Below are 13,199 nucleotides of genomic sequence, written 5' to 3'. Positions count from 1 at the left end.
CAAAAATGGCTTAAACGTGTTAGAAGCCTTATCCAGGATTGCTAAATATCAGGTTAGCACATACACTGATTAGTTACAAAAAATTAAATTTTTGCGCTCAAAGCATAAACATTAAACAAGTTCATAGCCTTCTCCCAAAACAACTACCCTGACTGTTTTTTTCAAACCCACAACATTATAAACCCTTACTGACAACAGATGCTACCTGCTCATTATTAGTGGTGTTAAAACCCTACTACCCCGTATTGTATTGAACCCTAAAAATGCTTCGTTTAGGTTTCCCTTCAAAAAAGAATCAGTCCTCAAAATTTCTTCTCGATAATTCTATAGCTTGTCTAATTTTTACTAATATGCGCGCTTTTTCAGAGAACCAGCAAAAGTTGTATTACCCAATTACTTATTACTAAAACAATTAAGTCTTAAAATTATTATGAAGAAGTTTATTCTAATCCTTTGCCTCGTAGCGGCAAGCATCGCAACAGGGCATACACAATCACCTCTGCCAGATGGTGTTATTTCATTGCCAGATAACATGTATCCAGCCCAAGCTCCTTTTTATTATGGGGTAGCTTCGGGCGACCCATTAAGCGATCGGGTGATTATATGGACACACATTATGCCAGCCAACCTGTCGGCTACGCAACAAACAGTGACCTGGCAAGTAGCCACCGACCCAAATTTTGCTCAAATAGTACGCTCAGGAGTTGCCCAAACTACAGCAGCCCGTGACTGGACCGTGAAGATAGATGTAACAGGGCTGGCACCTTATCACAATTATTATTACCGTTTTATTGCTCCCGACGGGCGTACCTCTGTTACAGGTAAAACACGTACTGCGCCTGCGGCTAATCAGTCGTTAAACAATCTACGCTTTGCCGTAGTATCCTGCACCAATCTTTTTTCGGGGTATTTTAATGGGTACCGTCGCATTGGGCACCGCACCGATATAGACGCAGTCATTCATTTGGGGGATTATATCTACAACAAACCAGATGATTTTAGAGCTCCAGTGCCTGCACCTACCAAACCTAAAACCCTGGCAGAATGGAGAGCCCGACATCAATTGTATCTGTTAGATCCTGACTTACGTTGGGCGAAACAAAACCACCCTTTTATTATAGTATGGGATAATCACGACTTGTTCTCTACCGGAAAAACCTCGCCAGATGACATAGGAGATGCTATTCGGGCTTTTCGCGAATGGGTACCTGTACGTGATGTGCCGGGCAAAGCTGATATTATTTACCGTAAGTTGAATTATGGTACCTTGCTCGACATTGTCATGATTGACATTAAAACCAAGCGAGATTACCCAAAAGATGTACCCAACCCCGAAAAACGCACCACATTAGGGCCAGAACAACGTGCCTGGCTCGAAGAACAATTGGTAAACTCAACCACTAAATGGCGGATTATAGGTAACCAGAAACTATTTGGAACCCTAGCGGTGGAAGGTGATTTTGAATGGTTTGATAGCAAAGGGTGGGACGCCTACCCTGCGGAGCGCCGTTCGATAATGCGTACCCTTAAAAAGCGTACCAAGGGCAATAACATTGTAGTAACAGGCGATGCTCATGTATCTATTGCCAACGACTTGCCTATTGACCCCACGGCTCCCATCTGGAGCGATAAACGCAAATCGCAAGCCGTAGAATTTTTGCCTACCAGTCTTACCAGCGACAATGGTGATGAAAAAGGGGTGGCAGTAGCAGCTTTACGGGCAGCAGAAGTAGTCTTACGTACCATTAACCCTCATATAAAGTATGTAGACTTGCAAAAGCATGGCTATGGTATCTTAGATGTGCGCCCAGATAGAAGTATTGCAGAGTTTTGGTATGTAAACAAAGATAAAGTAACAGATAATGAGAAGTTTGCCAAAGGTTTAAAGGTAAAGAGTGGGAAAGACAAGTGGCAAGATAACAATGTAAACTCGCCTACTACCGAGATTCCTTTTGCCCAGCGTTTATTAAAAAATACCCGTACAACCCAAACATTGCTCAATAAACAAACTGAAGAGTTGCAACGAAGCCAAGTACAGTTATTCCCTAACCCTAACGAAGGGGAGTTTTTTATTAGGTTGCCCCAGCAATTTAGCCAAATCAAAATACAGGTATACAACGATAAAGCAGAACTGGTGTTTAAACAAAGCATGCAAGATGCTCAAAGGGCCAACTTAAAAATAAAAAACCTTCCCACAGGTAAATATTACATAAAAGTATTGGCCGATGGGCAAGAGGTAGTCAAGCACATGTTGGTAAAATAGTTCAATCACCCTTGTTTGAAACAAAAAGCTGCTTACTTGATGGTAAAGCAGCTTTTTATTTTTGTAGTTGCTTCCTTCTAGGACAATACCTGTTTGCTAACTTGGCTCAGGCAAACAGGGTAGCAGAGTGGTAAGCCTGCTTAGGTGTTAGGTTTACCCCACAAGAGCAAAAATATACGAATAGTACCATCAAAAACGTAAATAAAGCCTTCATCTAAAATCTAATGGCATTTTTATTTCACTACTTTGGCAGAACCATATAACTTTGCATACATTTTGTTAAATTACCAAATTAATTATGGCAGTAGTTTGTATATAAAAAGGAATGATGAGGTGGTTGTTTCTCAGGAAGTTACTATGAAGAATTATTTACGAAAGATAGGTGTTATTGTACAAGTGTTGTGGGTTTCGATGTCTTTTGCTCAAAAGATACCTGCTCAAAAATACGGCTTGCTTCCCCAAAAAGCCATTTCACAATATCAATGTGATATTTGGCAAAAACCCCAAGGGCTTCCTCAAAACAGCATTTATTCTATTACCCAAGGACACAATGGCTATATTTGGCTGGCAAGCTATGAGGGCATTGCACGTTTTGACGGGGTAGAGTTTACCATATACAATACCAGCAACGTAAAAGCCCTGCGTACCAGTGGTGCTTTGGTAGTATACGAAGACACAAAGAAAAACCTTTGGTTTGGTACCAACAACGGAGGGCTTACCAAAATGAAGGACGGCAAATTTACCACCTACACCAAAGCCGATGGTTTGTCGCACGATGCCATTACTGCCTTGGTAGAAAGCGCTGATAGTACTTTGTGGATAGGTACTCGTTGGGGGCTCTCTAAGTATAAAAATGGCAAGTTTACCAATTATTACCGCAAAGACGGCTTGCCCTCTAACCGAATCAACACGCTTTATATTGCCAAAGACAATACCCTGTGGATAGGTACCAATCAAGGAATATGTAGTTACCAAAACAACGAATTTACTGATTATAACAACAAGATATTACTCTTTAGCCGCAATGTAACTAGTTTGCTTGAAGATGGGCACGGGCAAATATGGATAGGCACCCACGCTGACCTGATTCGCTGGAACACCAACACCCAAAAGCAAGACAATTTTCACCTGAAAGAAGGACTGACTGATAAGTACATTACCTGCCTGGTACAAGACCATTTTGGTACTTTGTGGATTGGTACTCAAAGCGGAGGGGTTAATCGGCTTACCGAAACCGAATTTCTTTCTGAAAATCCTCGTTTTACACATTTCACAGTACGCGAGGGGTTGTCGGCCAATAGTGTACGGGCAATATATGAAGACCGGGAAGGGAGTCTTTGGATAGGTTTGAACCGGGGGGGGCTCAACAGGCTACGTGATGGAAAGTTTAACAACTATGGCGAAACTGAAGGCTTGCCTGATAACACCATTAACTGTGTAATGGAAGCCAAAGACGGTAAAATATGGATTGGTACGGTAAGCCAGGGAGTAAGTTACTTTCAAGGGGGCAAGTTCAGAACTTTTGGCAAGGCAGAAGGTTTGTCCAACAATTACATAAGGACTGTTCAGGAAGACGACCAAGGAAACATCTGGGTAGGTACTTATGGAGGGGGTATCAATGTATTGTCTTTTGAAAACGAAGAAGACACCATTCCTAAAATAAAGCAGTTTTCTACGGTAGAGGGTTTGGCAGGCAATGTGATCCGATCTATTGCCAAAGGCAAAAATGGCGTGCTGTGGATAGGTACACGTACTGGGCTGAGCCGATATAAAAATGGCAAATTTAACAACTATTCTACCCGAAGAGGGCTTTCAGAAAATTCTATTTTACCCGTATTAGAAGACCACAAGGGCAATGTATGGGCAGGTACCGATGGTGGAGGACTCAACTGTATTAGTCCTAATGGCAAAGTAACCATATACAACACCAATGAGGGCTTGAGTAGCGACTTGATCTTTTCTTTGTACGAAGACAAACAAGGCAGCATTTGGGTGGGCACCAGGGGTGGACTTACCCGAATTAAAAACAATAAAATTCAAAGCATTACGGTACACGATGGTTTGGCAAATGATGCGATTCACTCTATTACCGAAGACGATTGGCAACGGGTGTGGATGTCGTGCAGCAATGGGGTGTTTTGGGTGAAGAAAAAAGCACTGGAAGACTTTTTTGATGGAAAGATCAAAAAAATAAAATGTACGGTCTATCGCGAAGACGATGGCATGAAAAGCAGCGACTGTGCGGTTACCTCGCAGCCTTCGGTTTGTCGCGACCGCAACGGACATTTGTGGTACCCTACTACTGCTGGAGTAGCAGTAATCAACCCTTATAACATCAGGCTTAACCAAATGAAGCCTCCCGTGGTAATCAACAAGATAAAGGCTGACAACAAAACTTACGAAATGCACGAAAGACTGACATTTCCGCCTGGCACCAGTAAGTTTGAGCTACACTATGCGGGTTTGAGCCTGTTGGCACCCAATAAGGTAATGTTTGAAATAAAGCTGGAAGGGTATGAAGATGAATGGATAAATGTGGGCAACAAACGAGATGCTTATTACAACAACCTGGCACCAGGCTGGTATACTTTTAGGGTAAGGGCTACCAACAGCGACGGACTATGGAACAAAGAAGGGGCAAAGATTGCTTTTTATATAGAACCTTACTTTTACCAAACCCGGTGGTTTTTGGTGTTAATGGTTTTGTTGGTGATCTCGCTTGGGTTTTTATTTTATTATTTGCGGGTTATTCGTCTGCAAAAACGCAATGAAGAGTTGGAAACGAAAATTCAGGAAAGAACCAAAGAAATTCAAACCAAGGCCGAAGAACTTACTACGATGGATAAGGTAGTAAGAACAATTAACCAGGAAGTAAAGCTTGAAAAAGTACTGAAAGTATTGCTTGAACAAGCCATGGCTTTGATGCCTCATGTAGAAAAGGGGATATTTTTGGATTACAGCTCGCAACAAGGAAACTTTAAACTATTGGCTTCGTCGGGCTACAGTGAGGAAGACTTGACACAAGAAACACTCGATTATGCAGAGGTAATCAAATATTATTCAAAGGGAGAAGTGTTGGCAGAAGGCTTTTACAAATTATCTCCTTCGCAACACGACACCTTGCTTATGCCCAATTATCGCCCACTTAGTTCGTTGGTGATGGCAATTAATATAGGGAATCCTCAAACCGTAGAAGGGGTCATGATTTTTGACAGTTTCTCGAAACCTTTAGAAATAGAGGCTGCCGAAATCAAAAAATTAGGCCGTTTTCAAGAGCACGCGGTATCGGCTTTTTCGAAAGCCCAGTTTTTGAAAGAAATTCAACAAAAAACCGATCAGGTAGAGGCTGCCTACAAAAAAACGCACGCCAGTATTCGTTATGCCCGACGTATCCAACAAGCCATTTTGCCAGAGCAAGAAGAAATTGTCAATTACTTTAAAGATGCTTTTATTTTCTTCGAGCCCCGCGACATTGTAAGTGGTGATTTTTATTGGTTTTCAGAAACGGTTCCCGAACCCTTTTATGCCATTCAACAAACCGAAGAAGGGTTACAATCAGTATTTAAAGGATTTGAAGATACCAAATACGTAATAGCAGCTGTAGACTGCACCGGACATGGGGTGCCAGGGGCTTTTATGACCCTGATTGGCAATGACTCGCTCAACGCCATTGTATTGGAAGACAAAATAACCAAGCCACGACGGATTTTAGACAAACTTGACCGTACTATTAAAAAGTACCTGAAACAAGAGGCGGGTGGACGCTCAAACGAAGGAATGGACATGGCTTTGTTGGTGATAGACGAAGAAAATAAACGGGTAGAGTTTGCGGGTGCCAAAAGCCCCTTATACCTGGTGCGTGACGGTGAAATGCACATAATCAAAGGGTCTAAGTATCCTATAGGTGGTGCACAAATCAAGAATAAAAAGTTTGACTCACATCGTGTCCCTTATCAGGCAGGAGATGCTTTCTACATGTTTTCTGATGGTTTTCAAGATCAATTTGGTGGTCCTAACAACTCTAAGTATTTGTCTAAACGCTTTCGTAAGTTTTTGCTTGACATTAGTTCTTTACCCATGGCAGAGCAGAGGGCTATCTTAAAAAAAGAATTTGAAGACTGGAAAGGCGATCAATCACAAACCGACGATGTACTCATTATAGGTATGCGATTTTAATTATTTTGACCTGTTTTACAGATATAAAAAAAAAGACGCTACACAATAGCGTCTTTTTTTTGTTTCCTAACCACAAAGCTTATTAAATATCTTTGATTACTATTTATTCAAACCAAATACCAAAAATACTTTGAGCAAAAAAACTTTACTTAACTGACTGTATATCAACACTTAAAATTTTAATATTTTTTATTATTCACTTCATTTCCTCTACAAGACCTTACATTTTTATACGATATTTCGTACCTTTAGCGACATTTCGCAAACCTTCTACAAACAGCTTACCACTAACCCACTGCCTTCAACCAATGGGGCATCACATTAGGTTAATCGATTAATAAAAATGCCTCAAAAAATAAGGAGGTTTGAATGATAAAACTTAACTTTAGGTCACGATTGCCTTTCAGCCAACTTATTTCATCCAAACAAGTCACACTTTTTTGGATAAAGCCTTGAAATGCGCAACCCTGAAATTATACCCTCGTTTTTGAACTGAAATATAGTAACACATGAAAAAACCTCAAGTAATGTATATTTTCGATCCTTTGTGTGGCTGGTGTTATGGATTTAGCCCTGTAATCAAACAGCTCAAAGATGCCTATAGCCAGGAATTTGATTTTAGGGCTTATTTGGGTGGCATGGTATTGGGCGACCGGGCAGGTACAATCAATGAAAAATTTACTTTTTTGAAAGAAGGAGCTATAGAGCGGGTAGAACAGGCTACTGGGGTAAATTTTGGCGATGCTTTTAAAACCGAAATGCTTGACAAAGGTGACTATGTGATCAACTCTGAGCCTCCGTCTATAGCCCTGACCATATTGCGGGAACCCAACCCCAACCAACACATAGAGATTGCCCATGATGTACAAAATGCCCTGTACCAAAACGGACAGAACCTCAATGACTTGGCAACTTTTTTACCCCTTGCCGACAAATATGGGGTGGCGCGTGACGAGTTTACCCAAAAATTTACCGACGAAGCATACCGTAAACAAACTTATGCCGAGTTTCAGATGGTGCACCAATTGGGCATCAAAGGCTACCCCAGTGTAGTGGTAATCGTGGGCGAGCAAGGCTACTTGATTGGCAGGGGTTACCAGCCTTATGAACAGATCAGCGAAACCTTGAAAAAAATTAAGGAAGATAAGCTGCCATAGTTGAGAGCTCCCGCATAAGGTGAGTTTTAAGTTTTTAGAGAGCGGTGTGACAAACAATAGTCCATAGCCCCGACAGGGGCAAGTCCTTAGATGCCGATGCATATCGGTGCTTCAAGTCCTTGGATACCGATGCATATCGGTGCCACACCCTGTTCCACAAGTAACCACACTTTTGTATCACACTGATTTTCAGATATTTACAAAAAGCGTAGTTAGAAGTATTTAGCCCATAGTCCGTAGCTGATTCGAGTAAATGTTTACCTTATTAAGCCCTGTAAACCGAGCATGTAGCTCTGCTACAGCGAGCTCAACGAGTTAATCAGTAGTCAACTTTGGCTAAAATCACTGCGGAGTAGTGACAAAAAAACAGCATACAAAATGAACAAAGCGTGTTTAGTGATCTTGCTTTGGGGTTGCATAGCAGGCAACGCCAATGCTCAGTATTCGCCCGAAACTTATCCCAATGAAATATATACCCAGGCAAAATATGCCTCAAAAATAGATAGTCTGCGTAAACTGTGTGGGCACCGCAAAAAAATACCTCAAGAGTTTGAACTACAAACTTTGCTTGCCATTTCTCATTATCCTGATTTGTACCGGGCACGCATCAAGTTTATTTACCGTAAAAAGGTACAATTACCCATTGCAGCACGTCCGGCAATGGGGTTTTTAGATTTGTTTTTTCGCTTTCGCAAAGGGCGGCAATACAAAATTGTGATGCGCACCAATACACCCTATATGCTCAACCGTACCTTTGACCAACAAGTGGGTATTATAGGGCATGAGCTTGCCCACATTCAGTTTTATCGTCATTGTAGTTCTATTGGTTTGTTTAGGGTGGGCTTTTGCTATCTTACATCGAGGCGTTATCGGTGGCGGTTTGAACTTGACACCGATCAGCGCGCCATAGATTTTGGTTTTGGTCACCAACTCATGCGCTTTCCTATTTATATGTATAGCCGCGATATTGAGGCTTATATGAAAACTAAAGGTTTTTTGAAGTAAGTGCTGTGAGACTGTCTCAGCCATACCTACCAGATTTTAGAAACCTGGCAGGTGTAAAATTTCTTGGAAATTGTAATATACCTGGAAAAAACAAGCTGACAGATGTTACATTTTAACATTTGCAATTAAATAATTATTACCACTGGGTATTTGTACGCATAATACAGGCATAAATCGCGATATTTGTCGCCTCAAAAGCACTTAGGCTATTGTTGCACAAAATTTATAGAATGAAAAAGCTGATTATTTCTTGCCTGTTATTATTTATTGGTCATTTATTAGTTGCACAAACCGCCCCTCCGGGCAACCTGTCGGGAAACAATTTGCGCAACTGGTACAAAGCCAACTGGTATGACAGCAAACATTCCTCGCTGGGTTATGACGGTGCCCGAATCAAGATGTATGGCACTATTGACAATATCAACGGAAAAGTAACTTGTGTATACACTGGTTATCAACAAAACGGAGCCAACGTTACCTTTCTTAACCCCATCAATGCTGAACACACCGTTCCCCAAAGTTTTTTTAGCAAATCATCTGTTCCCCGCGCCGACATCCACCACCTTTTTCCTACCCACAAAGACGCCAACAGCGCCCGTGGTAGCCTGCCATTTGCCGAACTGTCGGCAGCCCAAACCAATAACTGGTACTACAGCAATGGCACTAGCTACACCGATGCTAACTCGGCTCCTGCCAATGTAGATGCATCGAGCAAGCGCAATACCAATAGCTCATTTGAGCCACGCGAAGACCACAAAGGCAATGTGGCAAGGGCAGTTTTTTATTTTTATACGATGTACCCTACCATTGCCGGAAACATTAGCAAACTGGGCAATATTAACACGCTTTATCAATGGCACCTCGCCGACCCGGTAGATGATGCCGAACGCAAACGAAACAAGGATATTGAAACAGCTCAAGGCAACCGCAACCCTTACATCGACTACCCCAATACGGTGGCTACCGCATGGGGGTTTGCTGCTCCTACCCCCAGTATTCAGTTCAAAACTGCTTCAGGCACACAAACTGAAGGCGCTTCGGGAGAGGTGACTTATACTACAGAAGTAACAATATCGCCTGCCCCTGCAGGTACAGTGACCATTGAAGTGCTGCTAGACCCTACAGGCACTACTGCCCAGGCTGCTGACTATGGTTTTACACCCCAAACCCTTACTTTTAATGCCAGCACTACTACCCAAACTATAAGCATTATTGTGAAAAACGATGGCGAGGTAGAAAACGATGAAACTGTTCGGTTGAAGCTGACCAATATCTCGGCGGGCGATATTGGTACCAACAAAACTCATACACTCACGATTAAAGATACTCCTCCTGCCGTGCCTACCATTCAGTTTGTGCAATTGACGGGCAGCAAACAAGAAGGCAATGGTACAACGGTTACTTACACTACCCAGGTAAGCATTAATCCTGCTCCTACGGGCACTGTAACTGTAGATCTTCAGCTAGACGCAACGGGTACCACTGCCCAGGCAAACGACTATAGTTTTAGCAATGCCACGCTTAGTTTTAGCCCTACTACTACCAGCCAAAATGTAAGTGTTACCATTCGCCCTGATACTGATGCCGAAGCCGATGAAACGGTCAAACTAAAGTTGTTGAACAATGCCAGTGGTACCGCCTTGGGCACCCAGGCTACCCACACGCTTACGATCAAAGATAATCCACCTGCCAACACCCCCATCATTACTTTTGACAACACCACCGGCAGTCAACAAGAAAACACAGATACCGATGTAACCTATACCACGCAATTGTCTATAAGCCCGGCACCAACGGGTACGGTTACCCTACAAGTGGCTATAGACAGCAAAGCTACTACGGCTACCGCCAACGACTACGAACTAAGCACTACCCTGCTTACTTTTAGCCCCACCCAAACTACCCAAAGCCTTGAAGTAAAGGTAAAGGCAGATGGCGCTGCCAACGAAAATGACGAAGAAGTGAAATTTATATTGACCAATCTCAAGGGTACTGCTTCGGTGGGTGCCAATGGAACTCACACACTCACTATTAAAGATGCTCAGAATGTCAACCAACCCTTGGTGTTTTTTACCCAGGCTGAGAGCACCATTAGCGAAGATCGCACTGCCGACCTGGTATACAATACCGTAGTGAAAGTATCGCCCACCCCCACCAAAACTTATTTGGTAGAGTTGAACATAGACGCAGGACAAACCACGGCTACGCTGGGCGAAGATTATGTATTTACTCCGGTAGTATTGAGTTTTTCGCCTACCAAAACCACCCACAACATTTCGGTGGTGATAAAGGCAGACGCCCCGGTAGAACCTGACGAAATGCTGATCCTAAAACTATTGAACCCTTCTTCTGGGCTTAAAGTAGGCACCACACCTACCCACAGCCTTACGATTAAAGATGCCAACCCTACCGGGTTGCAAAATGTGCAAATTGCAGGAATGAAGTTGTACCCCAACATTACGAGTCAATATATAAATATAGACAATGCCCGTGGTTTTGAGTACCAACTTAAAGTGTATGACATGCAAGGGAGATTTTATACCCAAAAAACCGTAAACACCAGCCACTACCAAATGAATGTAAGCAAGCTACCTGTAGGCTGGTACTTGATACAAATAAACAATGGCAAAAAGGTGATGGTGCGCCGCTTTGCCGTAGTGAGGTAGTCGGCCTATCAATTTTCTTATGAATAAAAAAACAAACCCTCACACCAGAAAAAGTGGATGTGAGGGTTTGTTTTATGTACATAAAGATTAATTGCTATATGTACCAAGACAAAATTAAATATACCTAATATTCAAGTATAACTATCATATTATGAGAGAGTTATCTTTACTTGTAGCTTATAGCTAATTGCACCGACATTCATCGGTATCTAAGGACTTGCTGCTACTTACTTACAAGACACATCAACGATCAAAGCTCTCCAATATCTTCGTTCCAAAGCGTAGGCTTTTCTTCGATAAACCTGGTCATCAGGTCTACACACTTTTGCAAATTCAAATCTACCACCTCTACCCCGTGCGATTCCATAAACTTGCGGGCTCCGGCAAAAGTTTGCGACTCGCCTACCACTACTTTTTTTATGTTGAACTGTACAATCGTCCCTGCACACATATAACAAGGCATAAGAGTAGAGTAAATCACAGTATCTTTGTAAGAGCCTATGCGCCCGGCATTGAGCAAACAATCCATTTCGCCGTGGAGTATAGGGTTGGCTTCTTGCACTCTTTTGTTATGCCCCTGGGCTATTATCTCTCCATTGCGCATAAGCACCGATCCAATAGGAATCCCTCCTTCATTGTAACTCTTTTCTGCTTGTGCTATAGCCGCTTCCATAAATTTGTCCATATTTTATAATAGTTTAGCTTTTTTGTTCTTGGTTTAGCCTTTAGCCTTTCTGTTCTTCGTAGAGCCGTTAGCCTTTAGCTTTTCTGTGCTTCGTGGAGATGAGCCTTTAGCCTTTCTGTTCTTCGCGGGGGTTTAGCCATTAGCTGTTAGCCTTTCTGTTCTTCGCGGGGGTTTAGCCATTAGCTGTTAGCCTTTCTGTGCTTCGAATAGTTTTAGCCGTTAGCTGTTAGCCTTTCTGTGCTTCGAATAGTTTTTCTCTTTTTCGCAAATATGATAATCACCATCGAGCAAAGGCTAAAAGCTCCCTACAAACAGCCAAACAAAGGCTAAAGGCTAAAAACTCAGCGCAGCTCAAGAAAAAGCTAAAGGCTAAAAACTCAGCGTAGCTCAAGCAAAGGCTAAAAGCCCCCTACAAACAGCCAAACAAAAGCTAAAGGCTAAAAACTCAGCGCAGCTCAAGAAAAAGCCAAAGGCTAAAGGCTATCGTAGCTCAAGAAAAAGCTAAAGGCTAAAAACCCAGCGTAGCTCAAGCAAAGGCTAAAAGCCCCCTACAAACAGCCAAACAAAAGCTAAAGGCTAATCGTAGCTCAAGCAAAGCTAATACCTCATTCCACTCCTCAAAAAAGCCTCCAGCGAAGCCCAGCGATAAATACCAAAAGGTTTGTTGACAATACGCAAAGGCTCAGGCCTGGTCATCCGGCGGAAGCCCCTTTGCTTAGGATACTTCTCTGGGATAATCAGCGACGCCTGTACACTTACATTAGGTGCCTGATCGAAAAAACCCACTACCTTTTGTTGGTGGTTAAAAAATATACCATCCACAAACCAACCCATGTGCTCACCGTTCATGCCAAATATACTCTTAAATCCACTTTGGCGCGAACTGGTCATATAAGCCGCTGACTCACCCGTAAACAAATAAATAGTGTTGTCTTTTGCCAGGTAAGCCCTTGCTTCTCCATCTTTGTCAAAAATAGTGCGTTCACCCTCGTCTTGAGCCTGAACTCCAGCCCCAAAACCAACCAAGACAAGCATTAGCAATGCGTATACAAATGTTTTCATTTTTATTATTATTGTAATAGTTAAATTTAATACAATTTAGTTGATGTTCCACAGTTTTTTTGTTGATCATCAAATGCAGGTGTAGACATAGCCTTCGTTAGACTCTGGATACTAAGGAATGGTGAGAAATTAAATTACCATTCTTGAGGTAGAGGTTTTGTTTTGAGACGAGGCTATTTTTTGCG

General features: G+C 42.3%; 7 protein-coding genes. 5 read left to right on the top strand and 2 right to left on the bottom strand.

Going from position 1 to position 13,199, the window contains the following annotated elements:
• Nucleotides 1–430: 430 nt before the first annotated feature.
• From Q0954_RS29715 to Q0954_RS29695, 5 genes are all read left to right on the top strand, one after another.
• Entirely contained in the window at nucleotides 431–2,263 is a 1,833-nt protein-coding gene (locus Q0954_RS29715; protein ID WP_299464129.1) for an alkaline phosphatase D family protein, read from the top strand.
• 276 nt (nucleotides 2,264–2,539) lie between these two features.
• A complete protein-coding gene (locus tag Q0954_RS29710; protein WP_299464126.1) occupies nucleotides 2,540–6,439 on the top strand; it encodes a two-component regulator propeller domain-containing protein in 3,900 nt (1,299 codons plus the stop codon).
• 509 nt (nucleotides 6,440–6,948) lie between these two features.
• A complete protein-coding gene (locus Q0954_RS29705) occupies nucleotides 6,949–7,596 on the top strand; it encodes a DsbA family protein (RefSeq protein ID WP_299464123.1) in 648 nt (215 codons plus the stop codon).
• A 378-nt stretch (nucleotides 7,597–7,974) separates the two neighbouring features.
• The gene (locus Q0954_RS29700; protein ID WP_299464120.1) at nucleotides 7,975–8,601 is read left to right on the top strand and encodes a hypothetical protein; all 627 of its coding nucleotides are present in this window, start codon (nucleotides 7,975–7,977) and stop codon (nucleotides 8,599–8,601) included.
• 230 nt (nucleotides 8,602–8,831) lie between these two features.
• The gene (locus tag Q0954_RS29695) at nucleotides 8,832–11,267 is read left to right on the top strand and encodes an endonuclease (RefSeq protein WP_299464117.1); all 2,436 of its coding nucleotides are present in this window, start codon (nucleotides 8,832–8,834) and stop codon (nucleotides 11,265–11,267) included.
• Nucleotides 11,268–11,517: 250 nt separating this feature from the next.
• Here Q0954_RS29695 and Q0954_RS29690 read toward each other — a convergent pair whose 3' ends face one another.
• A complete protein-coding gene (locus Q0954_RS29690) occupies nucleotides 11,518–11,952 on the bottom strand; it encodes a nucleoside deaminase (protein WP_299464114.1) in 435 nt (144 codons plus the stop codon).
• 597 nt (nucleotides 11,953–12,549) lie between these two features.
• Nucleotides 12,550–13,014, bottom strand: coding sequence for a 4-fold beta flower protein (locus Q0954_RS29685; RefSeq protein ID WP_299464111.1), 465 nt, complete (start codon nucleotides 13,012–13,014; stop codon nucleotides 12,550–12,552).
• Nucleotides 13,015–13,199 lie beyond the last annotated feature (185 nt).

The sequence above is a fragment of the uncultured Microscilla sp. genome (genome assembly GCF_947493425.1).
Classification (GTDB): Bacteria; Bacteroidota; Bacteroidia; order Cytophagales; family Microscillaceae; genus Microscilla.
Note: the sequence above shows the minus strand (reverse complement) of the source record. Positions and strands in the feature narration are given on the sequence as shown.

Excerpts from the sequence above, each read along its gene's own strand:
- Q0954_RS29715 (WP_299464129.1), top strand. The coding sequence starts at position 431 with ATGAAGAAGTTTATTCTAATCCTTTGCCTCGTAGCGGCAAGCATCGCA.
- Q0954_RS29705 (WP_299464123.1), top strand. The coding sequence starts at position 6,949 with ATGAAAAAACCTCAAGTAATGTATATTTTCGATCCTTTGTGTGGCTGG.
- Q0954_RS29700 (WP_299464120.1), top strand. The coding sequence starts at position 7,975 with ATGAACAAAGCGTGTTTAGTGATCTTGCTTTGGGGTTGCATAGCAGGC.
- Q0954_RS29695 (WP_299464117.1), top strand. The coding sequence starts at position 8,832 with ATGAAAAAGCTGATTATTTCTTGCCTGTTATTATTTATTGGTCATTTA.
- Q0954_RS29690 (WP_299464114.1), bottom strand. The coding sequence starts at position 11,952 with ATGGACAAATTTATGGAAGCGGCTATAGCACAAGCAGAAAAGAGTTAC.
- Q0954_RS29685 (WP_299464111.1), bottom strand. The coding sequence starts at position 13,014 with ATGAAAACATTTGTATACGCATTGCTAATGCTTGTCTTGGTTGGTTTT.